This is a genomic window from Methylobacterium sp. NFXW15 (genome assembly GCF_049887755.1).
Lineage (GTDB): Bacteria > Pseudomonadota > Alphaproteobacteria > Rhizobiales > Beijerinckiaceae > Methylobacterium.
The window spans coordinates 41,013-65,659 of sequence record NZ_JAGEKG010000003.1 but is presented as its reverse complement, the minus strand read 5'-3'; the positions used below and the strand labels follow the sequence as shown (position 1 = coordinate 65,659).

24 protein-coding genes are annotated in these 24,647 nt (G+C 68.6%); 6 read left to right on the top strand and 18 right to left on the bottom strand.

What is annotated here, in order from left to right:
- The first annotated feature begins 5 nt into the window (after positions 1-5).
- The 3 genes from J4O73_RS07615 (at position 6) to J4O73_RS07605 (ending at position 4,976) form a co-directional block, all read left to right on the top strand.
- Entirely contained in the window at positions 6-407 is a 402-nt protein-coding gene (locus J4O73_RS07615; protein WP_426216115.1) for a hypothetical protein, read from the top strand.
- Between the two features lie 150 nt (positions 408-557).
- On the top strand, positions 558-1,799 hold the full coding sequence (locus tag J4O73_RS07610) for an efflux RND transporter periplasmic adaptor subunit (protein ID WP_426216852.1): 1,242 nt from the start codon (positions 558-560) through the stop codon (positions 1,797-1,799).
- A gap of 12 nt (positions 1,800-1,811) precedes the next feature.
- Positions 1,812-4,976: a multidrug efflux RND transporter permease subunit gene (locus tag J4O73_RS07605; protein WP_426216113.1), complete on the top strand. Its 3,165-nt coding sequence runs from the start codon at positions 1,812-1,814 to the stop codon at positions 4,974-4,976.
- Between the two features lie 314 nt (positions 4,977-5,290).
- Here the strand turns inward: J4O73_RS07605 and purQ are convergent, their stop codons facing one another.
- The 5 genes from purQ to J4O73_RS07580 all read right to left on the bottom strand — a co-directional run bounded on the left by purQ (position 5,291) and on the right by J4O73_RS07580 (position 8,708).
- Positions 5,291-5,971 carry a phosphoribosylformylglycinamidine synthase subunit PurQ gene (gene purQ, locus J4O73_RS07600; protein WP_426216111.1) on the bottom strand — a complete coding sequence of 227 codons (681 nt, stop codon included), beginning with the start codon at positions 5,969-5,971 and terminating at the stop codon, positions 5,291-5,293.
- A complete protein-coding gene (gene purS, locus J4O73_RS07595) occupies positions 5,971-6,210 on the bottom strand; it encodes a phosphoribosylformylglycinamidine synthase subunit PurS (protein ID WP_426216109.1) in 240 nt (79 codons plus the stop codon). Before purS ends, purQ begins: the two co-directional genes overlap by 1 nt.
- A gap of 124 nt (positions 6,211-6,334) precedes the next feature.
- Positions 6,335-6,583: a hypothetical protein gene (locus J4O73_RS07590; RefSeq protein ID WP_426216107.1), complete on the bottom strand. Its 249-nt coding sequence runs from the start codon at positions 6,581-6,583 to the stop codon at positions 6,335-6,337.
- 93 nt (positions 6,584-6,676) lie between these two features.
- Complete coding sequence (locus J4O73_RS07585) at positions 6,677-7,276, bottom strand: ActR/PrrA/RegA family redox response regulator transcription factor (RefSeq protein WP_378967862.1); 600 nt, start codon at positions 7,274-7,276, stop codon at positions 6,677-6,679.
- 37 nt (positions 7,277-7,313) lie between these two features.
- On the bottom strand, positions 7,314-8,708 hold the full coding sequence (locus J4O73_RS07580) for an ActS/PrrB/RegB family redox-sensitive histidine kinase (RefSeq protein ID WP_426216105.1): 1,395 nt from the start codon (positions 8,706-8,708) through the stop codon (positions 7,314-7,316).
- Positions 8,709-8,902: 194 nt separating this feature from the next.
- Here J4O73_RS07580 and J4O73_RS07575 point away from each other — a divergent pair, with 194 nt between their 5' ends.
- Complete coding sequence (locus J4O73_RS07575; RefSeq protein ID WP_426216103.1) at positions 8,903-10,180, top strand: polyhydroxyalkanoate depolymerase; 1,278 nt, start codon at positions 8,903-8,905, stop codon at positions 10,178-10,180.
- Positions 10,181-10,190: 10 nt separating this feature from the next.
- Here the strand turns inward: J4O73_RS07575 and J4O73_RS07570 are convergent, their stop codons facing one another.
- The 9 genes from J4O73_RS07570 to J4O73_RS07530 all read right to left on the bottom strand — a co-directional run bounded on the left by J4O73_RS07570 (position 10,191) and on the right by J4O73_RS07530 (position 18,593).
- Positions 10,191-10,409: a hypothetical protein gene (locus J4O73_RS07570; protein WP_426216102.1), complete on the bottom strand. Its 219-nt coding sequence runs from the start codon at positions 10,407-10,409 to the stop codon at positions 10,191-10,193.
- Positions 10,410-10,554: 145 nt separating this feature from the next.
- Positions 10,555-11,349 carry an SDR family NAD(P)-dependent oxidoreductase gene (locus tag J4O73_RS07565; protein ID WP_426216100.1) on the bottom strand — a complete coding sequence of 265 codons (795 nt, stop codon included), beginning with the start codon at positions 11,347-11,349 and terminating at the stop codon, positions 10,555-10,557.
- Positions 11,350-11,488: 139 nt separating this feature from the next.
- Entirely contained in the window at positions 11,489-12,232 is a 744-nt protein-coding gene (locus tag J4O73_RS07560; protein WP_426216098.1) for a nucleotidyltransferase family protein, read from the bottom strand.
- A 28-nt stretch (positions 12,233-12,260) separates the two neighbouring features.
- The gene (gene tsaE, locus J4O73_RS07555; protein WP_426216096.1) at positions 12,261-13,835 is read right to left on the bottom strand and encodes a tRNA (adenosine(37)-N6)-threonylcarbamoyltransferase complex ATPase subunit type 1 TsaE; all 1,575 of its coding nucleotides are present in this window, start codon (positions 13,833-13,835) and stop codon (positions 12,261-12,263) included.
- 199 nt (positions 13,836-14,034) lie between these two features.
- Complete coding sequence (locus J4O73_RS07550; protein ID WP_426216094.1) at positions 14,035-14,187, bottom strand: hypothetical protein; 153 nt, start codon at positions 14,185-14,187, stop codon at positions 14,035-14,037.
- A 53-nt stretch (positions 14,188-14,240) separates the two neighbouring features.
- Entirely contained in the window at positions 14,241-14,669 is a 429-nt protein-coding gene (locus J4O73_RS07545) for an EamA family transporter (protein WP_426216851.1), read from the bottom strand.
- Between the two features lie 129 nt (positions 14,670-14,798).
- Positions 14,799-17,051 (bottom strand): xanthine dehydrogenase family protein molybdopterin-binding subunit, encoded by a 2,253-nt coding sequence (locus tag J4O73_RS07540; RefSeq protein WP_426216092.1) that lies wholly within the window; start codon positions 17,049-17,051, stop codon positions 14,799-14,801.
- 10 nt (positions 17,052-17,061) lie between these two features.
- Positions 17,062-18,069 carry an FAD binding domain-containing protein gene (locus tag J4O73_RS07535; RefSeq protein WP_426216090.1) on the bottom strand — a complete coding sequence of 336 codons (1,008 nt, stop codon included), beginning with the start codon at positions 18,067-18,069 and terminating at the stop codon, positions 17,062-17,064.
- Positions 18,066-18,593, bottom strand: coding sequence for a (2Fe-2S)-binding protein (locus J4O73_RS07530; protein WP_426216088.1), 528 nt, complete (start codon positions 18,591-18,593; stop codon positions 18,066-18,068). Before J4O73_RS07530 ends, J4O73_RS07535 begins: the two co-directional genes overlap by 4 nt.
- A gap of 308 nt (positions 18,594-18,901) precedes the next feature.
- Here J4O73_RS07530 and J4O73_RS07525 point away from each other — a divergent pair, with 308 nt between their 5' ends.
- Entirely contained in the window at positions 18,902-20,290 is a 1,389-nt protein-coding gene (locus J4O73_RS07525) for a M20/M25/M40 family metallo-hydrolase (RefSeq protein ID WP_426216086.1), read from the top strand.
- A gap of 111 nt (positions 20,291-20,401) precedes the next feature.
- Complete coding sequence (locus J4O73_RS07520) at positions 20,402-21,274, top strand: transporter (protein ID WP_426216849.1); 873 nt, start codon at positions 20,402-20,404, stop codon at positions 21,272-21,274.
- 169 nt (positions 21,275-21,443) lie between these two features.
- Here J4O73_RS07520 and J4O73_RS07515 read toward each other — a convergent pair whose 3' ends face one another.
- The 4 genes from J4O73_RS07515 to J4O73_RS07500 all read right to left on the bottom strand — a co-directional run bounded on the left by J4O73_RS07515 (position 21,444) and on the right by J4O73_RS07500 (position 24,554).
- A complete protein-coding gene (locus J4O73_RS07515) occupies positions 21,444-21,725 on the bottom strand; it encodes a hypothetical protein (protein ID WP_426216084.1) in 282 nt (93 codons plus the stop codon).
- Between the two features lie 215 nt (positions 21,726-21,940).
- Positions 21,941-22,597, bottom strand: coding sequence for an AAA family ATPase (locus tag J4O73_RS07510; protein WP_426216082.1), 657 nt, complete (start codon positions 22,595-22,597; stop codon positions 21,941-21,943).
- 176 nt (positions 22,598-22,773) lie between these two features.
- Entirely contained in the window at positions 22,774-23,550 is a 777-nt protein-coding gene (locus J4O73_RS07505) for a YoaK family protein (RefSeq protein WP_426216080.1), read from the bottom strand.
- 68 nt (positions 23,551-23,618) lie between these two features.
- The gene (locus tag J4O73_RS07500; protein WP_426216079.1) at positions 23,619-24,554 is read right to left on the bottom strand and encodes a class I SAM-dependent DNA methyltransferase; all 936 of its coding nucleotides are present in this window, start codon (positions 24,552-24,554) and stop codon (positions 23,619-23,621) included.
- Positions 24,555-24,647: the final 93 nt, after the last annotated feature.

Genomic DNA, 24,647 nt, shown 5'->3' with positions numbered 1-24,647 from the left:
ACCCTATGGCCTCTCAGACCGATCGGCGGCTCGCGGCCGTCGTCGCGGGGCAAGGCCTTGTGGTGTTCGGTTTGATGGCGCTCGGATTCGTCGCCCTCTTCGTCCTGGCGCTCTGGCCCACCTCTCCAGAAATGCGCTCACCCGGCGCGGCGTTCCGCCCCTCCCTGACGGTCATGGCCCCGCATACCGCCCCGGTCGAGGCGCCGAGGCTGGTCCGGGCCGATTGGAACGGCACCGCCATCGCGGCCGCCGATGGCGAGATCGCTCCCGACCCGGCCTTGCCCATGCCGACCGTGCAAACCGTGCCGGTTCCGGGCTCCGTGCCGGCCCCCTTCCGCGAGGCGCGCATGGTGCTGCCTACCTCGGCGCCCTCTGCCTCCCCCTTGCGTCCTCCCCGCACAGCCTGACGTCCCGCACGCACCGGAATTTGGCCACGCCCCGGAGGCACGATGCCCCGAAGCCTGGCCGAACCGGTGGCGTTGCCTTGAGCCGCCTAGGTCTGCCCACACGACTTCCGTCCGCGCCGCGGACGCCAGTCAGGAGCGTCGCAACCCGTGATCCGCCTGTCCCGTCTTTCGTCCCGCGCCCTCGCGCTCCTGCCGGTCGCCGCCCTCGGCCTGTCGCTGGCTGCCTGCAACAAACGCGAGGCCGCCGCGCCGACGCCACCCGTGCCGGAGGTCGGGTTCGTCACCGTCCACGCCCAGGCGATCCCCTATGTCCGCGACCTTCCGGGGCGCGTCGCCCCCATGCGCATCGCGGAAGTGCGCTCCCGCGTCTCCGGCCTCGTGATCAAGCGGCTGTTCGAGCAGGGCAGCCAGGTCAAGGAAGGGGACATCCTCTACAAGATCGATCCGGCCCCGTACGTGGTCGAGCTCGCCAGCGCCGAGGCGGCCCTCGCCCGTCAGGAGGCGGCGCTCGTGCTGGCGCGCCAGCAGGCGGACCGGCTGGAGCAACTCCTGGCTCGGGCCACGGCGAGCCAAGCCCAGTACGATGCCGCCTTCGCCGCGCGGAAGCAGGCCGAGGCGGAAGTCGCGGGCGCCAAGGCGACCCGCGATCGGGCGCAGCTCAACCTGTCGTGGACGGATGTGCGCGCGCCAATCACCGGACGGATCGGCCGGGCGCTCCTCACCGAGGGCACGCTCATCGAGCCGGGCTCGACGGGGGCGCTCGCAACGATCCAGCAGCTCGATCCGATCTATGTCGACATCACCCAGTCGGTAGGCGAACTGAACCGCCTGCGCCGGGACCTCGCGAGCGGCGAGCTCGCGCGCCTGGAGGACAACGCCGCCAACGTCCACCTGATCATGGATGACGGCAGCCTCTATCCGCTGGCGGGCCGCCTGCTCTTCTCCGAGGTGACCGCCGATCCGAGCACGGGCCAGGTGACGCTGCGCGTCCAGTTCCCGAACCCGCACGACGAATTGTTCCCCGGTATGTATGTCCGCGCCCGCATCAAGCAGGGCATCGATTCGGACGCCATCGCCGTGCCGCAGCAGGCGATCCAGCGCACCGACGACGGCCGCGCCGAGGTATGGGTGATCCGCGACGATCAGACCGTCATGCGCCAGCCGGTAGAGGTCGGCCCGGTGGTCGGCGGCGATTGGTTGATCCGCAACGGCCTTAAGGCGGGCGAGCGGGTCATCGTGGACGGGTTCCAGAAGGTCACCGTCGGGATGACGGTGAAGCCCATCGATCAGACCCCGCCTCATGCCGAGGCCGCGCCGCAGACCGACGCGGACGAGGCGTCCGAGAAGGCCGACACGCAGCAGCGCGCGCAAGCCGCCGCGCAGCGTCGCTGACGGAGGCGCCCCATGGCACGCTTCTTCATCGACCGCCCGGTCTTCGCCTGGGTCGTCGCGCTGTTCATCATCCTGGGCGGCGCGCTGGCGATCCCGAACCTGCCCGTGGCGCAGTATCCGGTGATCGCGCCACCCTCCATCGCCCTCTCGACCGCCTTCCCCGGCGCCTCGGTGGAGAGCCTCTATACCGGCACGACCCGGCTCATCGAGGATGAGCTGAATGGCGCGGCCAACATCATGAGCTTCGAGTCGACCACCGACTCGTTCGGTTCCGTGAACATCACCGCCACCTTCCGACCGGGCACCGACCCGTCTCTCGCCTCGGTGGAGGTGCAGAACCGGCTCAAGCGCGTGGAAGCGCGTCTGCCGATCGAGGTCCGGCAGAACGGCATCCTCGTGGAGGAAGCCTCGGCCGCGACGCTCAACATCATCACCCTCGTCTCGACCGACGGAGGGATGGACGAGGTGGGCCTCGGCGACTTCCTGATCCGCAACGTCATCAACGAGATCCGCCGCATCCCCGGCGTCGGCCGCGCGACGCTCTACTCGACGGAGCGCTCCCTCCGGGTCTGGGTGGATCCCGACAAGCTGCGTGGCCTGTCGCTCACCCCCGGCGACGTCAGCGACGCCATCCGCAACCAGAACATCCAGATCGCTTCCGGCGCGGTCGGCGCGCAGCCGAGCCCCTCGGCCAACGCGCTCACCGCGCCGATCGTCGTGAAGGGCCAGCTCTCCACGGTGGAGGATTTCGGGGCCATCGTCCTGCGAGCGAACCCGGACGGTTCGAACGTGCGCCTGCGCGACGTCGCCCGCATCGAACTCGGCGGCGACGCCTACCAGTTCTCGACCCGCCTCAATGGCGGGCAGGCGGCGGGCATCTCGGTGACGCTGGCACCCGACGGCAACGCCCTGGAAACCGCCAAGGCGATCCGCGCCAAGATGGTGGAGCTGTCGCAGTTCTTCCCGCCGGGGCTGAAGTGGGACATCCCCTACGACATCACCCCGGCCGTGAAGGCCTCCATCGAAAAGGTGATGCACACCCTGGTCGAGGCGGTGATCCTCGTCTTTCTCGTGATGTTCCTGTTCCTGCAGAACATCCGCTACACGCTCATCCCGACCATCGTCGTGCCGATCGCCCTGGCGGGCACGGTGACGGTGATGTGGCTCACGGGCTTCTCCGTGAACGTGCTCACCATGTTCGGCATGGTGCTGGCCATCGGCATTCTCGTCGACGACGCCATCGTCGTGGTCGAGAACGTCGAGCGCATCATGAACGAGGAGGGCCTGCCGCCGAAGGAAGCCACCCGCAAGGCCATGGACCAGATCACCGGGGCGATCATCGGCATCACCCTGGTGCTGATGGCCGTGTTCGTGCCGATGGCGTTCTTCCCCGGCTCGGTCGGCATCATCTACCGGCAGTTCTCCATCGCGATGGTTACATCCATCGCCTTCTCCGCCCTGCTGGCGCTGTCGCTGACCCCGGCGCTGTGCGCCACCTTCCTCAAGCCCATCGAGAAGGGTCACGGCCACGCCAAGGGCGGCGTGTTCGGCATGTTCAACCGGTTCGTGGACCGGGAGACCGCCCGCTACGGACGGGGCACGGCGTGGTTCATCGCCAAGGCCGGCCGGGTGATGCTGGTCTATGTCGCGCTGGTGGCAGGCACGGCCTACGCCTTCGTGCAGCTGCCGGAGGGCTTCCTGCCGGTGGAGGACCAGGGCTTCTTCACCGTGGACGTGCAGACGCCTCCCGGCGCCTCGTTCAACCGGACCATGACGGCCGTGCGCAAGGTCGAGGAGCATCTCCTCGCCCAACCCGGGGTCGCCACGGTGACGATCCTCAACGGCTTCTCCTTCTCGGGCCAGGGGCCGAACACCAGCCAGGCCTTCGTGACCCTGAAGCCCTGGAGCGAGCGCGACGCGGCCAATTCCGCCGCCGCGCTGGTGAAGGGGACCAACGACGCCCTGGGCAATTACCGCGACGCGGTGATCGACGCCCAGGAGCCGCCGCCGGTCGACAACCTCGGCAACGCGTCGGGCTTCTCCTTCCGCCTGCAGGACCGGGCGCAGCGGGGTTACGCGGCGCTCACGGCCGCGCAGGCGCAATTGCTGTCGATCGCCCGTCGCAGCCCCATCCTGAAGAACGTGAAGATCGAGGGCCTGCCCGCGACGCCTCAGGCAGAGCTGGTCATCGACCGTGAGAAGGCGGCGGCGCTCGGCGTTAAGTTCGAGGACATCAACGACGTCATCCAGGTGAACCTCGGTTCGGTCTATACCAACGACTTCCCGAACCGGGGCAAGATGCAGCGCGTCTACGTCCAGGCCGAGCAATTGCAGCGCCTGAACGCGTCGGACATCCTCAACTACGCGGTGAAGAACAGTACCGGCACGATGGTGCCCATGTCTTCCTTCGCCGAGCTGAAATGGGGGATGGGTCCGAGTCAGATCGTCGGCTTCAACGGCTACCAGTCGGTGCGCTTCACCGGCGAGCCGCGCGCCGGCTTCACCACCGGCGACGCCATCGCCGAGATGGAGCAGCTGATGCTGCAACTGCCCAAGGGCTTCGGCTATGCCTGGACCGGTCAGTCCGAGCAGGAGAAGCTGGCGGGCAGCCAAGCGACGCTGCTGCTCGCTCTCTCGGTGCTGATCGTCTTCCTGTTGCTCGCCGCGCTCTACGAAAGCTGGGCGATCCCCGTCTCGGTGCTGCTCGTCATCCCGCTGGGGGTGATCGGATCCGTGGCGGCAGTGATGCTGCGGGGCATGCCGAACGACGTGTATTTCAAGATCGGACTCATCACGATCATCGGCCTCTCGGCCAAGAACGCGATCCTGATCGTGGAATTCGCCCGCGACCTGTGGAAGCCCGGCACCTCCGTGGCGAAGGCCGCCATCGACGCGGCGACCTTGCGCTTCCGGCCCATCGTGATGACGTCGCTCGCCTTCATCTTCGGCGTGGTTCCGCTCGCCATCGCGACCGGCGCCGCCTCGAAGAGCCAGCAGGCCATCGGCACGGGCGTGATGGGAGGCATGATCACGGCCACCGTGCTCGCGGTGTTCTTCGTACCGGTCTTCTTCGTCGTGGTGATGCGCCTCTTCCGCCGGAAGGCGGTGTTGGAGGGTGAGCGCGCCGCCGAGCAGGCGACGTCCGCACCCCGCCTCCATGCGAGCGCCGCCGAGTGAGGCGGCGCTCCCCTCCCCTCGGGCGACGAAAAAAGCCGCCCCGAGGGGCGGCTGAGCGAGTCATCAGGGAGGCATCAAACAGAGTGGACGAAACCTGAGTCGCACTCGACATCCAGAAACCTGGATGCCTCCTTTATGAAGCAGAAACCTTAATGGGCTGTTAAGTAAAGTACGGCGCGGCGGCCTGCCGAGCGTCAAAACAGTACAAATCCGTCGTTGCCCGCGCAGAGAAGCAATCCACAACAGCGGAACCCTTCCAAATGTGGCGGATCCCTGGATTGCTTCGCTGCGCTCGCAACGACGGCGAGATGGCCTCAGGCCGCCAGGCTCTCGAACAGGCCGCGCCCGTCCGTGCCGCCGATCAGGCCTTCGACGAAATTCTCCGGGTGGGGCATCATCCCGAGGACGTTGGCCTTCTCCGAGTAGATCCCGGCGATGCTGTTCAATGAGCCGTTGCGGTTGGCCGCGACGGTGATGTTGCCCGCCTCGTCGCAGTAGCGGAACGCCACCCGGCCATCGCCCTCAAGACGGGCGATGGTGTCGGGGTCGGCGAAGTAATTGCCCTCGCCATGGGCGACGCAGACGTCGATCACCTGCCCCTGCGTGTAGGCGCGGGCGAAACGGGTATCGGTGCGCTCGACCCGCAGGGTCTGCCGGTGGCAGATGAAGCGGCGATCGGCGTTGCGCATCAGCGCGCCGGGCAGGAGGCCCGATTCGCACAGGATCTGAAAACCGTTGCAGATGCCCAGAACGAGACCACCCCTGGCCGCATGGGCGCGCACCGCATCCATGGCCGCCGCGCGGCCCGCGATGGCGCCACAGCGCAGGTAATCGCCATAGGAGAAGCCGCCGGGCAGCACGGCGAGATCCGTCCCTTGGGGAAGCGCCGTGTCGGCGTGCCAGACCATCGAGACCTTCGCTCCCGATAGACGCAACGCCCGCGCGACATCCGCCTCGCGGTTCGAACCCGGGAAGACGACGATGGCGGCGTGCATCAGGCGATCTCGATGGCGTAGTTCTCGACGACGGTGTTGGCGAGCAGCTTCTCGCAGGCCGCCTTCAGCGTCTCCTGGGCCGTGGCCTGATCGGCAGCGGACACTTCGAGGTCGAAGACCTTGCCCTGGCGGACGCCCTCAATCCCGGGGATGCCGAGGGACTTCAGAGCCGCCTCGATCGCCTTGCCCTGGGGATCCAGCACGCCGGTCTTCAGGGTGACGGTGATACGGGCTTTCATCGCTGTTCAACTCACCGGTTGCCGGTCGCCCGCCGCGTCGGCGACATCGACTCTGTGACGCGGATCCTTAGATCAGGCCAGAGGGCTTGTCGAACGATCCGACGCGGCAAGACCGTCCGCTTGGTCAGGTTCGCTTGGATACGGCTGTGCCGCTGCGGGCGGTGATGGGTTCGATGCTCGTGGCGCGGCGCCAGAGTTGGAGCATGATCCAGGCGGCGAACAGGCTGAACACGCCCATCAGGACATGACCGACGCGGTCGCCCAGATCGAACAGGCCCGCGAGCGCCCAACCGGCGGCGATCGCCACGGCGAACACCTCCGTGCCGACCAGAACCATCATGCTCAGGATGGTGACCGCATTGCGTGCGTTCACTGCTCACGCCCTTCCTGCCCGACGACCGGGCTCGTGAGCGCCCTGCTACCCCAGGGCGGGCGGGCGGCGCAAGCAGCGCCGCCCGTCAGCCGCTCAGCGCGGCGCGCGCTTGGCCAGGATCCGCTGGAGCGTCCGGCGGTGCATGTTGAGCCGACGTGCCGTCTCGCTGACGTTGCGGCCGCACAGCTCGTAGACCCGCTGGATGTGCTCCCAGCGTACCCGGTCGGCGGACATCGGGTTCTCCGGCGGGTCCGCCCGCTCGCCCGGCTGGGCCATGAGCGTGCCGTGGATCTCGTCCGCGTCGGCGGGCTTGGCGAGGTAGTCGAACGCGCCGAGCTTCACCGCCGTCACCGCCGTGGCGATGTTGCCGTAACCCGTGAGGATCACCCCACGCGCCTCCGGACGGCGCTCCTTGAGGCGGGCGATCACGTCGAGGCCGTTGCCGTCGCCGAGGCGCATGTCGATCACGGCGAAGGCGGGGGCGTGGGCTTCCACCGCCGATACGCCCTCGGCAACGCTCTCGGCCACCTGCACATGATAGCCGCGGCTCTCCATGGCCCGTGCCAGACGGGTGGAGAAGGGCTTGTCGTCATCGACGATCAACAGGCTACGATCGGTGAAGGCAGCCAGCGGATCAGTCTCGCTGAGGATTGCGGCCTCGGCGGCCGAGTTGGTCCCGGACTGCGTGAGCATCGGGAAAATCCTTTCGAAGATGTCTTCGTTCAGACCACTATATAGGCACGATGTCTCGCGACGGCAGGGGCGTGGAACCGCTTATGTCCGGTGAAAGCCGGGGTGCGGCACCTCGTTCGAAAATATGTCGCGCCCAGGAAACGCGGACGATGGCCCCGCGGGTATGGGCGCCCGCCGCGTTCGACAGACCGATCTGCGCGCCCGACCGCTCGATCAGCGTCTTGGCGATGAACAGGCCGAGGCCGAGACCCACCGTCTCGCCGCCGTCCGGCGGCGATTGTCCGACGCTGCGGGTCGTCACGTAGGGCTCGCCCGCCCGCAGCAGAACCTCGGGCGAGAAGCCCGGCCCGTCGTCGCGGATCTCGATCCAGACCCGTTCCTGGTTCCAGTGGCCCTGGATGGAGACCCGCGTCGTGGCGAAGTCGACCGCGTTGTCGAGGATGTTGCCGAGGCCGAACATCACGCCGGGGTTGCGGCGGCAGGAGGGCTCCGGCCCATCCCCCTGGCAGGAGGCGTCGATGACGACACCGAGCGCCCGCTGCGGCGCCACCAGCTCCTCGATGAGATGGCTGAACGTCACGGTGGTGAGGAAGTCGCCCTCCCCCTCTCCGTCCAGCGAGGTGAGCTTGCCGAGGATGCTGCGGCAGCGATCCACCTGCTCGCGGAGCAGGGCCAGATCGTCCGCCACCGCGGGAGAGGCGTTGGGCCCGAGTTGGCGGATCAGCTCCTTCGACACGACCATGATCGTGCCGAGCGGCGTGCCCAGTTCATGCGCCGCCGCCGCCGCGAGCCCATCGAGCTGCGACAGGTGCTGCTCGCGCGACAGGACGAGTTCGGTGGCGGCCAGCGCCTGGGCGAGCTGGCGCGCCTCCTCCGCGACGCGCCACGCATAGACGCCGGTGAAGGCCGTGCCGAGGAGGATCGCCGTCCAGACCCCCGAGACGTAGAGGAACGGCAATTCGATCCGCCCGTCCGCGAACCACGGCAGAGGCCGGTGGACCAGGGCGAGCAGGGTCGCGAGGCCGATGGCGAGGAGGCCCAAGGCCAACGTGCGCTCCGGCGGCAACGCTGTCGCCGAGATCAGCACGGGGGCGAGAAACAGGAGCGAGAACGGGTTCTGCAACCCGCCCGTCAGGAACAGCAGGGCGGCCAGCTGCACGATATCGAAGGCCAGCAGCAGAGCGGCCGAGTCGGCGTTCAGCCGGTAGCTTGCCGGAAAGCGGATGCGCAGGGCGAGGTTCAGCCAGGACGAGGCCGCGATGACGAGGAAGCACCAGCCGAAGGGCAGGTTGAGTCCCAATCCGAATTGCGCCCCGACGACCGCCGCGCTCTGTCCGGTGATGGCGAGCCAGCGCAACCTGACGAACGTGTCGAGGCGTAGCTGCCGCGCCCTTCCGTCGAGTCCGGCCAGTCGCTCCTGAATCGTATGCATCCCTGGAACTTAAGGCCCTGGTACGAGAACGGGAATCGGTATGCTCCACAAGCGCCTATGATAGGCTTCGCCGCCCGGTGGGCGCGTGGGACGAGCGGCCGCGCCGTTACGGCCCCGTTCAGACGGAACCATCATCCTGACCGTGAAGTTGCCGCGTTCCGGATGGGCCGCGCCCCGCCGCGAAGGAGACGACCATGTTGCTGGCCTACGGATTGTTCGAAGGCGCGCGGATGATGATGGCTCCGGCGCGCCTCGCCGCCGACCTCACCCGCCACAGCGTCCAGAGCCCAGCCAACCCGTTGTCCTACTCGCCCTATGCCCGCTCCATCGCGGCGGGCTGCGAGATGTTCGAGCGTGTGACCCGGCGCTACGGCAAACCCGCTTTCGGCTTCACCGAGACCGTGGTGGAAGGGCGCCGCGTCCCCGTCACCGAGCGCGTCGTCTCGGAGCGGCCGTTCTGCCGTCTCGTCGCCTTCGACCGCGCCTTCGACACTCCGCCCGCCGAGCCGCAGCCGAAGCTGCTCATCGTCGCGCCGATGTCGGGCCATTACGCGACGCTGCTGCGTGGCACCGTCGAGGCGATGCTGCCGAATCACCGGGTCTTCATCACGGACTGGACCGATGCGCGGATGGTGCCGCTGCTGGCCGGCCCTTTCGACCTCGACACCTACATCGACTACCTGCGCGACATCTTCGCCGAACTCGGCCCCGACCTCCACGTCATGGCCGTGTGCCAGCCCGCCGTGCCGGTGATGGCCGCCGTGGCGCTCATGGAGGCCGAGGGCGAGCCGCACGTCCCGGTGTCCATGACGCTGATAGGCGGTCCGATCGACACCCGCCGCTCACCCACCGCCGTGAATTGCCTCGCCCAGGAGCGCGGGCAGGATTGGTTCGAGCAGAACACGATCAGCCTCGTGCCGCCGATCTATCCTGGCGCCTTCCGGCGGGTCTATCCGGGCTTCCTGCAATTGTCGGGCTTCATGGCGATGAACCTCGACCGCCACGTCACCGCCCATACCGACATGTTCGAGCATCTGGTGAAGGGCGACGGCGATTCGGCCGAGAAGCACCGCGAGTTCTACGACGAGTACCTCGCGGTGATGGACCTGACCGCCGAGTATTACCTTCAGACCGTGCAGACGGTGTTCGTGAATCACGCGCTGCCGAAGGGCGAGATGACCTGTCACGGCGTGAAGGTGGATACGGCGGCGATCCGCCGTTGCGCCATCCTCGCGGTGGAGGGCGAAAACGACGACATCTCCGGCGTCGGCCAGACCAAGGCCGCCCTCGACATGACGCCGAACCTGCCGGAAGCGCGCAAGGCGTATCACCTCCAGCCGGGCGTCGGCCATTACGGCGTGTTCAACGGCTCGCGCTACCGGTCGATCATCGCGCCGCGCATCGCCAGCTTCATCCGCGACATGGCCGTCGAGGCCACGAAGCGGCCGGTCTACCTGCGCAGCGTCGGCTGAGACCGGCCGGTCAGGCCGCCTTCGCCGCCGGCTGCGCGGCAGGGCGGGGGCCGAACAGGGTCCGGTAGAGGGCGCCCGGCGTCACGGAGTGCCCGTCGCCGTCGATGATCGCCACCTCCGACAGGCCCGCGGCGGACAGGCTCATCGCCTGATCCAGCGCCGCGAGCAGCGAGGCATGGCGATGGTCGCGGCGGCCGACGGCGCAGCGGGCGGTGACGGTATAGTTCACGGGGCGGGATTCCTGGGGGGGGAGGACGCCCGCGTCTCTCGCGGTCGCCGTCGCCTCAGTCACGCGCAATAACGGCAAGACCTTGCCGTAAAGTTGTCCCGCCCGCGTTACTGTAAAAAATTGCGCAAATTTGTATTGGGCGGGATCAGCCGTTGTGGCCGCGCAGGGCCGGCAGGCCGATGCCGGTTGCCTCGAAGCCGCCATCCACGGCCAGCACCTGCCCGGTGACGTAGGAGGCGCGGGACGAGCACAGGAACACGATGGCCTGCGCCAGCTCGCTCTCTAGACCGTAGCGGGCGAGCGGCACGGCGTCGTGATAGGCGGCGCGGATTTCCGGGCTGTGCACCGCCTTGGCCATGGCGGTATCCACCGGGCCGGGGGCGACGGCGTTCACGCGGATGCCATACTGGGCGAGTTCGATGGCCTGCTGCTTGGTGAGCTGGGCGAGCCCGGCCTTGCTGGTCCCGTAGGCGACGCGGAGCGTCGAGGCGCGCAGGCCCGAGATCGAGGTGATGTTCACGATCGCCCCGCCGCCGCCCGCCTCCATCAGGGGCGCGGCCGCCTGGGTGCAGAGGAACGGGCCGGACAGATTCACCGCCAGCACCTTCGACCACTCCTCGAAGGTGGTTTCGAGCAGCGGCTTGAAGATGGCGATGCCCGCATTGTTCACGAGCGCGTCGAGGCGGCCGAACCGCTCTTTCACCTGCTGCACGGCGGCCTTCACCTGGGCCGGATCGGACACGTCCGCCACGATGGCGAGCGTCGCCTCGGGCGCACCGAGACGGCCCATCGTGGCCTCAAGGTTGCCCCCCTCGATGTCGAGCAGGGCGACCTTCCAGCCTTCCTGCAAAAGGAGCTCCGTCGTGGCGAGGCCGATGCCCCGCGCCGCGCCCGTCACGAGGGCAACGCGACCTTTGTCAGACCCTTGGGTGTCCTGCACGATGCGATCTCCGTCGCGGGGCGGGCCTCTCGAAGGCCCTTCATGGCAATGGGGCGGGCCTCGAAGGCCCTCATGGCAATGGGGTGGGCCTCGAAGGCCCTCATGGCAATGGGTTGGGCCTCGACGGCCCTCATGGCAATCAGGGGATGCGGACGCTCGCCTGCACCCGTTCCTCGGCGGCGCGGATCGCCTCCGGTGTCCCGACATGGAGCCACTGCCCGTCGAGGCGCATGCCGTAGAGGCGTTGCGCGGCGATGGCCCTGTCGAACAGCAGGTTGAGGGAGAAGGCCCCCTCCGGCGTGTCGGCGAAGAGAGCGGGCTTCAGGACTGCCACGCCCGCATAGATGAACGGCGCGACCTTGCGCTCGCCCCGCCGTTCCAGGCGCCCGTCCGTATCCATCGCGAAGTCGCCCGCGCCCTCGTAGCCGAGGCTCGTGGTGGTGGGGGCGACGAGGAGGAGCGCGTCCATCCGTGCCCCGTCCCAGGCGGCGACGAGCCGCGAGAGGTTCGGAGCCGGGCCTTCGAGCCAGAAGGAATCGGAGTTCAGCACCACGAAGGGCGCGTCACCCATCAGCGGCAGCGCCTTGCGGATGCCGCCGCCGGTCTCGAGCAGGGCCTCACGCTCGTCCGAGACGGTGATGCGGGGCGGACCGCTCCGCGCGGCGACATGTGCCTCGATCTGCTCCGCGAGCCAGTGGACGTTGACCACCGCGTCCGTCAGCCCGGCCTCGGCGGCCCGGTCGAGGGCGTGGTCGAGGAGCGATTTGCCCGCCACCTTCACCAGGGGCTTGGGCAGGGTGTCCGTCACCGGCCGCATGCGGGTGCCGAGCCCCGCAGCGAGGACGAAGGCGCGGGTGATGGGGGTTTCGGAGGCGTCGCTCATGGATACACGTCCTGGCCGTCGCGCGGGGTCAGGCTTCGGGGCTGTCGGCGACGGTGCCGGGCAGGTGCCGCAGGTGCCAGTCCCGCACAGCCGCCAGCGCCGGGTGGGCAAGATTGCGGGCGAGATAGCCCTCGATCCGCGGGAGGTGGGCAAGATAGGCGGGCTTGCCGTCACGCCGGTCGAGGCGCGCGAAAATGCCGAGGATCTTCGTCGCCCGCTGCGCCGCCAGCAGGGCGTAGGCGGTGGCGAAGGCGCTCATGTCGAAATTCGCATCGCGGGCGCGGCGCTCGCGGACATAGAGGCCGAGCAGCCGCAATTCGAAATCGGCGCTGGCATCGACGCGGGCGTCCTGCAGCAGGGAGGCGACATCGTAGGCCGGATGGCCCATCACCGCGTCCTGAAAGTCGATGACGCCGACCCGCTCCAACCCCTCGCGGTTCGGTAGCCAGATCAGGTTGGGCGAATGGTAGTCGCGCAGCGTCCAGGTCGGGCGCTCGGGAATCGCGCCGTCCAGGGCCTCGCGCCACAGGGCGACGAATTCGTCCCTCGCCTCCTGCGGCAGCGTCACGCCACGGATGGCCGGGGCATACCATTCGGGCAGCAGTTCCGCCTCGAACAGCAGCGCCTCCTTGTCGTAGGGCGGCAGGACGTGGTCGATCCCCTCGGCCACGGGGAGCGTGGCAGGCAGGTCGGTGGCGTGGAGCTTGGCGAGCAGGCGCACGGCCTCCGCGTAGCGCTCCGGCCGCGGGGCACCGTTCTCGACCACCGGCTCGTTGCCGAGATCCTCGAGGATGAGGAGCCCTTCGTTCAGATCCTCGCCGTAGACCTTGGGGGCCGAGAAGCCGAGCGCCCGCAGGCCCCGGTCCAGGGCCACGAAGGCGTGGACGCTTTCCGCCAGATGGACGATGGCCGAGTAGGGCTTGCCGTCGCGCACCGCAGGGCCGTCGGGCCGCGCCGGGGAGATCATCAGCACCGCCGTGGTGCCGTCGGGCTTGCGCAGGCGCTCGTAGGCGCGGGACGAGGCGTCCCCCTGCATCAGGATGCGCTCGGCCTCGTCCCAGCCCGCGCGGGCCAGGAGCTTGCGCACCGCCCGCGCCCGGTCGATGCGGGCGCGCATGCCGCCCAGGCCCTCGATCCGGGCGAAGCGCGAACCCTCGCCGAATTCCGGCCGCAGCGACAGGGAAATGGACAGGACCGGCCCGTCATGCGGCGGCATCTTCTCCGGCCACTCGACCAGGGTGATCGCCCCCTCGGCCATCTCCTCGAAGCCGAGTTCGACCAGTTCATCCGGATCGCGCAGCCGGTAGAGGTCGGCATGGACGATCGGGCGCCCGTCGCGCGAGGTGTAGGGCTGGATCAGCGTAAAGGTCGGGCTCGGGACTTCCAGGGCCGGGTCGCCCGCCAATTCGCGGATGATCGCGCGGGCGAGAGTCGTCTTGCCGTCCCCGAGGCTGCCCGTGAGCAGCACACGGTCCCCCGGGAGCAGGACCTCGCACAGGAACAGGCCGAGATCCTCCGTCGCCGCCTCGTCGGGCAGCACGAATTCCCAGGCGGATGCGGTTCCGCTCGTTCCCTCGCGTCCGTCCTGATCGTCGCCGCCCAAAACCACCTCCGCGAGCCTGCCGCGCATCGTCCGTAAAGCAGAACCCGATGCAAGCCCAATCCCACCGCCGCGCCCGGAAGGCCGCACGGCGGTGCAGGGAAAGCACGCGCCCGGACCGGCCTATAGCAGAGGATGGCAGAGCCCCAATGCTACAACCGGCGCGCGAGGGCGCAACCTGACGAAGGGATGACGCGCGGTGTCAGCGGGCGGCGGTGACGCTGAGCATCGGCAGCGTGACCGACAAGGCCGCGTCCGAGCCCCGCGCGGTGCCGAAGCTCGCCAGCGCCGCGAGACCGAGGCAGAGCGTCACGCCGAGAAGCGACGTCTCGAAGCCGCGATAGACCCATTCCATCGTCACCTCCCGCAGTAAGAGGCGACGATGAGCGGAAAAGATTACGATCAGGCTTACCAGCCCGACGCGACGAGGGCGGCTCCGGCGGCGATCAGCGCGACACCCGCCCAGGCCGTTACGCTCAAGCTTTCTCCCAGCAGGCTGGCCCCGAGGATCGCCACCAGCACGACGCTGAGCTTGTCGAGGGGGGCAACGCGGGCCGCATCACCGAGAGACAGAGCCCGGAAGTAGCACAGCCACGACGCGCCGGTGGCGAGGCCGGACAGGATCAGGAACAGCAGGCTCCGGCCCGAGATCTGCCCGAGCGCCGCCCCTTGCCCCGTCGCCGCGACGAGCGCGGCGGCGAAGAGCACGATGACGATCGTGCGTACCAGGGTCGCCACGTCGGACGCGACACCGGAGACCCCGACCTTCGCCAGGATCGCGGTCATCGCCGCGAAGACCGCCGAGAGGATCGCCCAGAAGCGCCAGGATTGTAGCAGCACGGTCTCTCCCCCTCCTCGTCGTTGCCAACGCAAGTGAAGCAACCCAGGGCAGCGGAACGCCTCACGACGGAGCGCCGACCCTGGATTGCTTCGCGTTCGCTCGCAATGACGAGGGAGAAGCCCGCCCTACAGGAGCTTCTCGATGGTGATCGGCAGGTCGCGGACGCGCTTGCCGGTGGCGTGATGCACCGCGTTGGCGATGGCCGCCGCCGTGCCGACGATGCCGATCTCGCCGACGCCCTTCACGCCCAGCGGATTGGCCTTGTCCTCCTCGTCCACGAAGATCACGTCGAGATCGTGAATGTCGGCATTCGCGGGCACGTGGTACTCGCCGAGGTTCCGGTTCATCCACCGGCCGAGGGTGTGATCGAGCATCGACTCCTCGTGCAGCGCCGAGCCGATCCCCATCACGGTGGCGCCGATGATCTGGCTCCGGGCCGTCTTGGGGTTGAGGATCTTGCCCGCCGCAATGGCCGAGACCACGCGCGTCACGCGCACCTGGCCGAGTTCCTCATCGACTTTCACCTCCACGAACACCGCTTGGTGGGTGAAGCACTCGAACTCCTTGGCGAAGTCCGAATCCGGCCCGGCCTCACCCGTCACCTCGATCCGGTCGTGGCCACCCGCCTTCATCGCATCGATGATGGCGACCGAGCGGGACGGGTCATCGGCGAGCGCGATGCGCCCGTTCGTGAACACCACCCGATCGAAATCGGCATTGGCGAGGGGGGAATTGTCCATCCGGCGGGCGAGCACGAAGACCTGAGACGCGATCTCGCGGCAGGCCTTCATCGCCGCCGTGCCGGAGGAGGCCGCCGTCCACGAACCGCCCGCGACGGGGGCCTCGGCGAGGGAGGTGTCGCCGAGCTTCGTGGTCACGTCCTCCATCGGCAGGCCGAGCGTGTCGGCGCCGATCTGGGTAAGGATCGTGTAGGTGCCCGTGCCGATATCGCCGGTGGCGTTGCCGAGTTCGAGCTTACCGTCGGCCGTCAGGACCGCGCGCACCTTGGAGGGCATCATCAGGGCCTCCCAGATACCCGAGGCGACGCCCCACCCGACGAGTTCGCGTCCGTCGCGCATGGAGCGGGGCTCGGGGTTGCGTTGGGCCCAGCCGAAGCGCGCGGCACCCTGCTCGAAGCAGGATTTCAGCGCCTTCGAGCCGAAGGGCTTGTCCTCGATCGGCTCCCGGTCGGTGTAGTTGATCAGCCGCAGCTCGATCGGGTCCTTGCCCGTCGCCTGGGCCAGTTCGTCGATCGCGCTTTCCAGGGCGAACAGGCCGGAGACGGCGCCGGGGGCGCGCATGTCACCGGGCGTGGCCGTATCGAGCTTGGCGAGCTTGTAGGTGAGCTTGACGTTGTCGCAGGCGTAGAGCGTGCCCGCCCAGTTGACGATGTTCTCCTGGTAATCCTCGTAGGTCGAGGTGCCGTGCACGGCATCGTGCCGCAGAGCCTGCAGCGCGCCGTCCTGGCCCGCCCCCAGCGAGACGGTCTGCACCGCCTCGGCCCGGTAGGTGAAGCTCCACATCTGCTCGCGGGTGAGCACGATCCGCACGGAGCGGTTCAGGTCGCGAGCGGCCAGCATCGCCAGGAAGGCCTGGAATTGCGGGCGCAGGCCCGAGCCGAAGCCGCCGCCGAGATAGGGGTTGAGCACCCGCACCTGCTCCGGCTTCAGACCGAAGGCGCCGGTCAGGTAGCCCTGCGTGTTCACCACGCCCTGGACCTTGTCGTAGACGGTGTAGCTGTCGTCGCCCTCGACCACGACGGTCGTGGCATGCGGCTCCATCGGGTTATGGTGCTCGTTCGCCATCCGGTACTGCTGGCGGACCTTGATCGGTGCCTTGTCGAAGGCGCCGTCGGCATCGCCCCACGGATCCGGCGGCGGCTTGATGCCGTCGCGCTTGGTCGGCGGGTCGTAGGCCTCGGCGACGAGGGCATCGATGTCGGTCTTCGGTGCCTCGGCCTTGTAGCTGACCTTCACCAGCGAGGCGGCGTAGCGGGCCGTCTCGAAATCCTCCGCCAGGACCACCGCCACCGGCTGGCCGGAGAACAGGACATTCGCATCCAGCAGCGGCCGGAAGGGCACGCCGGGGGGCGCCACCGCATCCTGGTAGGCCTTCGCATCTTCGGACATGTCCGGACGGTTCTCGTGGGTGAGAACCTTGATCACGCCGGGCACCGCTTCGGCGGCACTGCTGTCGAAGCCGGTGATCCGGCCGCGGGCGATGGTGCTGGTGACGACGTAGCCGTGGGTGAGGCCCGGCGCCGAGAACTCGGCGGCGTATTTGGCGAGGCCGGTCACCTTGGCGGGGCCGTCGACGCGGCTGCGGGGGCTGCCGACATGCCGGTCGGTGCCGGCGGCGGGGCTGATCTGAATGGTCATGTCCGTGACCTCACTGGATGCGCTTGTCGCTGAGCGACTGGGGCGTGCCCGCGGCGGCCTGTTCGAGGCCGCGCACGATGGCACGCCGGGCGAGTTCGACCTTGAAGCCGTTGCCGGATTGGGGCTTCGCCTCGGCCACGATCAGGTCGGCGACCTTCGCGAAGGTCTCACGCGTCGCAGGCTTACCGGCGAGTTCGGCCTCGGCCTGACGGTTGCGCCAGGGCTTGTGGGCGACGCCGCCCAGCGCCAGTCGCGCGGTCTTGATCGTGTCGCCCTCGAGTTCGAGGGCAGCGGCCACCGAGACCAGGGCGAAGGCGTAGGACAGCCGGTCGCGCAGCTTCAGGTAGGTGTAGTTCTTCGCGAAGCCGTTCTCCGGCAGATCGACCGCGACGACGATCTCGCCGTCCTTGAGCGTCGTGTCCTTCTCCGGCTCGTTGCCGGGCAGGCGGTGGAATTCGGCGAATGGGATCGCGCGCGCTCCGTTCGGCCCATCGACCTGCACCGTCGCCTCCAGGGCGGCGAGCGCCACGCACATGTCGGACGGGTGCGTCGCGATGCAGGTGTCGCTGGTGCCGAAGATGGCGTGAATGCGATTCACCCCGCCGATCGCCGGACAGCCCGAGCCGGGCTCGCGCTTATTGCAGGGCGTGCCTGCATCGTAGAAATAGTAGCAGCGGGTGCGCTGGAGCAGGTTGCCGCCGGTCGTCGCCGCGTTGCGCAGCTGCGCCGAGGCACCGGCCAGGATCGCGTTGCGCAAGAGCGGGTAGCGCTCGGCGACGCGGGAATCGTAGGCGACGGTGGCATTGGTGGCGAGCGCCCCGAGGCTCAGGCCGCCCTCCTTCTCCTCGATGCCCTTGAGGGGCAGGTTGGTGATGTCGATGAGGCGGCCCGGCTTCTCGACCTCGTACTTCATCAGATCGATGAGGTTGGTACCCCCGGCGATGAAGCGGGCACCCGCTCCGAAGGCGCCGACCGCCTCCGCCACCGTACCCGCACGGACGTAATCGAAGCGGTTCATCGGGCACCCCCGTGCTGCATGACGTCTTCGATGGCGTCGACGATGTTGGTGTAGGCGCCGCAGCGGCAGATGTTGCCGCTCATGGCTTCGCGGATCTCGTCGCGGCTCTGGGCATGGCCCTCGTTCATCATGCCGACCGCCGAACAGAGCTGTCCCGGCGTGCAGTAGCCGCACTGGAAGGCATCGTGCTCGATGAAGGCTTCCTGGATCGGGTGCAGGGCGTTGCTGCCCTTGCGCTCGCCGAGGCTCGCCAAGCCCTCGACGGTGGTGATCTCGGCGCCGTCCTTCATCACCGCCAGGGTGAGGCAGGCATTCACGCGGATGCCGTCCACCAGCACGGTGCAGGCGCCGCACTGGCCATGATCGCAGCCCTTCTTAGTACCGGTGAGGTCCAGGCGCTCGCGCAGCAGGTCGAGGAGAGTCGTCCAGGGGGCGACCTTCAGCTCCCGGCGCTGACCGTTGATGGTGAGTGTGATGCCGATGGGCGTATCCGCCGAAACCGGCGGACTTTTCTCGAGGAGCATGGCGTCGTCCGCGCGAAGGGCCGGCCAAGGCCGGCGGGAAAGGAACGGGTTCCGGCGGGCCTGCCACGCGAGGGGCCGCCCATGGCCGGGTTCGTCGATAACTATTCCAAACTGCAGCTGTTCCGGGGATGGATGGTCTCAGGGGACGCAGGCCCCGCTCCGCTTGTCCTTCGCATCCCTGCCGTCTTTGCGGGCGCGGCGAAGCAAAGACGGCAGGGGTGGGGGAAACCGTGTGATCGTCACCCCATTGCCGCCCGGCGCTCCCCTCGGCTAACCCTGCGCCAGTCCCCGACACGGCGGAGAGAGCGATGGCCGGACTCGACGCGATCCTGAACGACATCGACGCGGATCTCGACAACGCGCTCGAACGGCTCTTCGCCTTCCTGCGCATTCCCTCGATCTCGACGGACCCGGCCTATGCCGGCCAGTGCCGCGAGGCCGCCGCGTGGCTCGCCCAGGATCTGACGGCCCTGGGCTTCGCGACTTCGGTGGAGGAGACCTCGCTCCATCCCGTGGTGCTCGCCCACAAGCCCAAGCCGGGGGCACCGCACGTTCTGTTCTACGGCCATTACGACGTGCAGCCGGTCGATCCACTGGATCTCTGGACGCATCCGCCCTTCGAGCCGCGGATCTCGGATGACGGGCGGGGTGGCAAAAAAATCGTCGCGCGCGGCGCCTCGGACGACAAGGGTCAGGTGATGACCTTCGTGGAGGCCTGCCGGGCGCATCTCGCCATGAATGGCGAACTGCCCTGCGGCGTGACGATCCTGATCGAGGGCGCCGAGGAGAGCGGCTCACAGGGCCTTCCCGAATGGGTGACGCAGAACAAGGACCGGCTCGGCTGCGACGTGGTCCTCGTCTGCGACACCGGGATGTGGGACCCCAAGACCCCGCAGATCACCTCGTCGCTGCGCGGCCTGTGCTATTTCGAGGTGAAGGTCACCTGTGCCGACCGCGACCTGCATTCGGGGTTCTTCGGCGGCGCGGCGCGCAACCCGATCCACGTCCTGTCGCGCATCGTCGCCGACCTGCACGACGCGGACGGCAAGGTGACGATCCCCGGCTTCTATGAGGGCGTGCACGAGCGCCCGGCGGAGGTGATCGAGCAATGGCGCGGGCTGGGCATGACGCCCGAGACGCTGCTCGGCCCCATCGGCCTCAAGGAGCCGGCGGGCGAGAAGGGGCGCCTGCCCCTGGAACTCGTGCAGTCGCGCCCGGCTTGCGACGTCAACGGCATCTGGGGCGGCTACACCGCCGAGGGCACCAAGACGGTGATCGCCTCGACCGCCTCGGCCAAGGTCTCGTTCCGCCTCGTGGACGACCAGGACCCGGCGGCGCTCGCCAGGAGCTTCGAGGCCTTCGTCCGCGAGCGCGTGCCCGCCGACTGCACGGTGGAGGTGATCACCTACAAGGGCTCGCGGGCGATCAGCCTGCCCTTCGACATGCCCGAACTCGCCACCGCCAAGGCGGCGTTGCAGGAGGAATGGGGCGTGCCCGCCGTGACGGTGGGCGCGGGTGGTTCGATCCCGATCGTCGGCGACTTCAAGCGCATCCTCGGCAAGGACACGCTGCTCATCGGCTTCGGCCTCGATGACGACCGCATCCATTCGCCGAACGAGAAGTACGACCTGACGAGCTTCCACAAGGGCACCCGCTCCTGGGCGCGGATCCTGTCCGCATTGGGCGCGCGGGCCTGACCGCGCCTGTGCCTTAGGACACGCGGCCCGCCTCCGTCCCGAACCGGCAGGGATGAGGTGCCGAAGCTGAGCCGTCTCATCGACTGGGACGGCGAGCACAGGCGGAGCGGAATGCGGAATGTCGTGAAGCGGGGCGCGGCCCTCGGCCTGGGGCTGAGCGCGGCCTTGGCGGGAGGTGCCGCGCAGGCGGGCTCGGCGGCCCAGCCGGGCCAGACCATCGGTCTTCCGACCGGCGCGCAATTGCCGGTCGGCATCTACTTCGTGAACCTGTCGAGCTTCGGCGTGCGCGATACCTCGCCCGCCTCCTCGGAATCGAACGTCAACCTGCCGACGCTTGCCATCTCGACCCCCTGGACCGTGCTCGGCGCGCGGCTCCAGTTCTTCTTCACGCAGCCCGTGGTGGCCTCGAGCCCTCGCGGAGGGCCGTACCAGAGCGGCATCGGCCAGCAATTGCTCGCCGGACAGCTCGCCTGGGACCTCGGCAACGATTTCGGCGTGAGCTACCTGTTCGGCGGTTACCTGCCGATCGACACCCGCTTCCTCACCCAGGAAGCCTCGCTCTCGCACCGTTTCGCGGCGAGCTACACCGGCAACGGCTTCAACCTGACAGCGAACCTGCTCTACGGCACGTTCCTCAACGAGCGCTCGCCCTTCGGCGTGCTCTACCCGGACTATTTGAACCTCGACATCACGGCGACGAAGAAGTTCGGCAAGTTCGAGATCGGCCCGGTGGCCTTCGGTTCGACCGATCTGCCGACCCGCGTGACGGGCTACCAGCGGCAGGGACAGATCGCGGTGGGGGGACTGGTCGGGTACAATTTCGGCCCGGTGAACCTCCAGGCCTATGTCACCCGCGACCTGATCGAGCGCAATTACGGGGGCTACGAGACTCGCGGCTGGCTGCGCGCCATCGTGCCGCTCTACCAGGACAAGAAGGACGTCGCTCCGAACCGCACCCTCGTGACCCGCGAACAGGGGGGCTGAACGCCCCCTCCCTTCAGCGCGCGACGCGTCGCAAGAAAAAGCCCCCGCGATCCTCGGATCACGGGGGCTTTTCGTACTCACACCGTCTCAGAGACGCTCAGAAAACTCCCCCTGAGCCGTCGAGGCCAGGGGGAGAACTCCCGGTGAACGGGAGTTGTGTGAGAAGCTCTTAGCGGCGGGGCGCGAAGCCCGAGGCCCAGTGGGGGGCGACGATGTCGCCGCGGCGGACCGTGGCCCGGGCGCCGTCATGGAACATCGGCGCACCGGCAATCTGGCCCGAACCCATCCGCTGGGAGTGGAGCGACTTCGGGTTGTGGTACGGATCGCTGATGTAGCTGCTCATATGGCCGCCGCCCGCCGACTGGCGGCTGCCGTCACCGCCTTCGGCATGGGCGAGGCCCGGCATGGCGAGAGCAGCGGTGGCGAGGCCGAGGATCAGGAAGCGCTTCATCTCTACAATCCCTTGAGAAAGACTTGCGCTGGACCCTTTGTCCTGCGCCGATGAGAGGAATGTAGATCAGAACTTCGACGATAGAAGTGCGCACACGCACAGTATATCTCGCTGTATTTTAATCCGAATACTATTACCGCCCGGTGCGTCCACGCACACGCCCGCCCATCATCGCGAACGGCGCGGGATGAAAGGTTGGGAAGGAAAGTGGCGCGTCAGCGCCGCACGATCCGCCGGTCGATCCAGGACCAGAGGCTGCGAATCTCGGATGCCGCGTAGCCGCCGGGGGCGTGTTCGGTGACGCCCAGGCCCAGGGCGATGGCGTCCTGGTGATCGACCCGCTGGAGGATGGCGGGCTCAGCCATCATCCCGAGTCCCGCGAGCTGCCGCGCATAGAGCCCGGTGCGCGGCGAGGGCGGCGGCGGGCATTGGTTGAGGACGAGGGCAAGGCGCTCGCCCATGCCCTGGCACGCCAACAATTCGATGGTCGGCAAGGCGGCCATGAGATCGAGGCGCGAGGGGCGAATCGGAATGAGGACGAGATCCGCAAGCCGCAGGATCGCGGCGATGCCGCCGATGGACGCGCCAGGCGTGTCGATGATGGCGAGCGTGCGCGCCTGCTCGGCCTGCTGGTCGAGGATCGGCTGAAATTGCGCGAATTCCCAGGGGCGCAGCAGGTCGACCGCCGGTTCGGGTTGCGTCCGCAGCTTACCCCAGGCGGCGAGGGACCCTTGTGGGTCCGAATCGAACACGGTGACCCGCTCGCCCGCCTGGGCCGCCGCGACGGCCAGGGAGGCGGCGAGCGTGGTCTTGCCGGTGCCGCCCTTCTGGACGGCGATCGCGACCACGCGGGGCCGAGGGGCGGGGCTCACGCTCGGCCGTTCTTCGGTTCGGGGCGTGTACGCCGGGAGTCCATCGTGCGGTTCCGTCACCCGGGGCGGACGGAGGAGCCGCCTTGAGTCCGGGCGGCTCTGCCTTTAAGCCACGCGCGGCCTGCGGGAAACCGCAGGCCGCGCTTCGCCCACAATCTGCGCGAACGAACCGGCGATCAGTGAATCGCGTCGATGATCTTCGCCTTGGCGCTGGCGTCGGGGGCGGGCGAGGAGCCCGCGACCAGGGTGCTGCCGGGCTTGGCGATGGTCAGTACGATGGCGATCAGGGCGAGGATCGCCGCGAGACCGGCGGGGAACAGGAAGGCCAGCTCGCCGAAGCGATAATCGAGCAGGCCGCCGATCACCGCGCCGGTGCTGAGGCCCGCCCAGAGTGGCGCCTGAATCCAGAACGAGGGCGCCACCGTGCCCATGAGCAGGTTGGCGCAGCCCGTGCCGAAGCGGACCACAGCGCCGGTCACGTAGGTGAGCGCCAGGGAGCGTCCGGCCTCGTCCTGAAGGGTCGCGTTCTGCAGGCCGAGCGCCAGCACGATCGGGTAGGCGTGGAGCGGATAGGCGAAGGTGCCCCAGGGCATCAGAAGGCCGACGGACATCAGCGCCGCCTGCAACGTCAGCAGCACCGAGAGCCGCCAGCGTCCCACCGCCGCCGCGATGAGCGTGCCGAGGAAGGCGCCGAAGCAGAACACCGCGATGGTGCTGGCGACGCGGGTGACGTTCTCCCAGTCGCCGTTGGCCACCGCCACGCCGAAGCGGGTGGTATTGCCCGACATGAACGACATGAAGAGCTGCGAGAATTCGAGGAAGCCGATGGAATCGGCGGTACCTGCGAGCATGGCCAGGGCGATGGCGAAGAAGAGCCTCGTCCGCGGATCGGCAGGAAACGACTTGTCGACCGGTGCGCCGGATTTATCCTTATCGATCCGCTCGTTGACCATCCATCACCCCCCGCGACCTTGGCCGCAAAGGTGCGGCCGACCATTAATGGACGGCGCCACCGGAGGTTTCATCCAACCCCCGATTGCAATGCGGCAATGCGGCCCGGCACGGGGCGACCGCCTTCGAAGCGGACGGCGGCCTCCCGCAACACCCGGACCGACAATCCTGCCGCCAGCGCCATGTGGAGCAGGTAGGCATCCCCATGAGCGTAGCGTCCGTCCGTGCCGAGGCGCACGGACGGGCCCTCCCCGTCCGGCGATTGGATCGTGAAGACCGCCCATCCGCCCGGTCGGAGCACGCGGGCGATGCCGGTGAGGACCGGCGCGAGATCGGCGCAGTAGATGAACACGTCCGCTGCGACGCAGAGGTCGGCCGAGGCTTCGGGTTCATCGCGCAGGAAGCCCACGAGGTCGCCCGTCACCAGCCGGTCGTAGCAGCCCTTGGTCCGCGCTTGGGCGAGCATGGCGGGGGACAGGTCCACCCCCGTCAGGTGCCCCGCGCGGTGGGCGATGGCCGCGCCCGCGAGGCCGGTGCCGCAGCCGAGGTCGAGCACCACCGGGAACCGGGCGGGCTCCTCGGGCAGCACCTCCGCCACCAGGGCCGGGCCGACATAATGCAGCCCCTCCACGAGGTGCCGCTCGAAGCGCGGGGCATAGCCGTCGAACAGGGCCCGGACATAGGCGGGCGTCAGGGTGGCATCCGCTCCTGCCCCGAGCCGGGCGAGGTGCAGCCCGGCGCCGATCGCATCCTCCGGGTCGAGGCCCCGCGCGGTCTGGTAGGCCACCCTCGCGGCCTCCCGCTCCGCCGGATCACCGGAAGCCGAGAACAGCGCCTCCCGCGCCCGGCCGAGCAGCAGCCATGCGGGCGCGAAGCGCGGGGCGATCTCCACGGTCTGGGCGGCGAGGTCGGCGCAGGCCGCCGCGTCACCCTCGGCCAGGTAGGCTTCGGCATAGCGATAGCGGCGGTCGGCGAGGAGGTCGCCGGAACTGCGAGGGGTGTCCATGCGTCGATCACGGTTTCAAAAGGGCGAGCCCTTTTGCGGGTGCAGGGTGGAACCTTGCAGAGCGTCGGGGCGCTGCCCCGACACCCCGCCGAA

What these genes read in the sequence shown, in the direction of transcription:
- J4O73_RS07535 (WP_426216090.1), bottom strand. Translation starts at nt 18,069, where the DNA reads ATGAACCGCTTCGATTACGTCCGTGCGGGTACGGTGGCGGAGGCGGTC.
- J4O73_RS07615 (WP_426216115.1), top strand. Translation starts at nt 6, where the DNA reads ATGGCCTCTCAGACCGATCGGCGGCTCGCGGCCGTCGTCGCGGGGCAA.
- purS (WP_426216109.1), bottom strand. Translation starts at nt 6,210, where the DNA reads ATGAAAGCCCGTATCACCGTCACCCTGAAGACCGGCGTGCTGGATCCC.
- J4O73_RS07530 (WP_426216088.1), bottom strand. Translation starts at nt 18,593, where the DNA reads ATGCTCCTCGAGAAAAGTCCGCCGGTTTCGGCGGATACGCCCATCGGC.
- J4O73_RS07550 (WP_426216094.1), bottom strand. Translation starts at nt 14,187, where the DNA reads ATGGAATGGGTCTATCGCGGCTTCGAGACGTCGCTTCTCGGCGTGACG.
- J4O73_RS07540 (WP_426216092.1), bottom strand. Translation starts at nt 17,051, where the DNA reads ATGACCATTCAGATCAGCCCCGCCGCCGGCACCGACCGGCATGTCGGC.
- J4O73_RS07585 (WP_378967862.1), bottom strand. Translation starts at nt 7,276, where the DNA reads ATGCTCACGCAGTCCGGGACCAACTCGGCCGCCGAGGCCGCAATCCTC.
- J4O73_RS07525 (WP_426216086.1), top strand. Translation starts at nt 18,902, where the DNA reads ATGGCCGGACTCGACGCGATCCTGAACGACATCGACGCGGATCTCGAC.
- J4O73_RS07575 (WP_426216103.1), top strand. Translation starts at nt 8,903, where the DNA reads ATGTTGCTGGCCTACGGATTGTTCGAAGGCGCGCGGATGATGATGGCT.
- J4O73_RS07520 (WP_426216849.1), top strand. Translation starts at nt 20,402, where the DNA reads ATGCGGAATGTCGTGAAGCGGGGCGCGGCCCTCGGCCTGGGGCTGAGC.
- J4O73_RS07515 (WP_426216084.1), bottom strand. Translation starts at nt 21,725, where the DNA reads ATGAAGCGCTTCCTGATCCTCGGCCTCGCCACCGCTGCTCTCGCCATG.
- J4O73_RS07580 (WP_426216105.1), bottom strand. Translation starts at nt 8,708, where the DNA reads ATGCATACGATTCAGGAGCGACTGGCCGGACTCGACGGAAGGGCGCGG.
- purQ (WP_426216111.1), bottom strand. Translation starts at nt 5,971, where the DNA reads ATGCACGCCGCCATCGTCGTCTTCCCGGGTTCGAACCGCGAGGCGGAT.
- J4O73_RS07605 (WP_426216113.1), top strand. Translation starts at nt 1,812, where the DNA reads ATGGCACGCTTCTTCATCGACCGCCCGGTCTTCGCCTGGGTCGTCGCG.
- J4O73_RS07500 (WP_426216079.1), bottom strand. Translation starts at nt 24,554, where the DNA reads ATGGACACCCCTCGCAGTTCCGGCGACCTCCTCGCCGACCGCCGCTAT.
- J4O73_RS07505 (WP_426216080.1), bottom strand. Translation starts at nt 23,550, where the DNA reads ATGGTCAACGAGCGGATCGATAAGGATAAATCCGGCGCACCGGTCGAC.
- J4O73_RS07560 (WP_426216098.1), bottom strand. Translation starts at nt 12,232, where the DNA reads ATGAGCGACGCCTCCGAAACCCCCATCACCCGCGCCTTCGTCCTCGCT.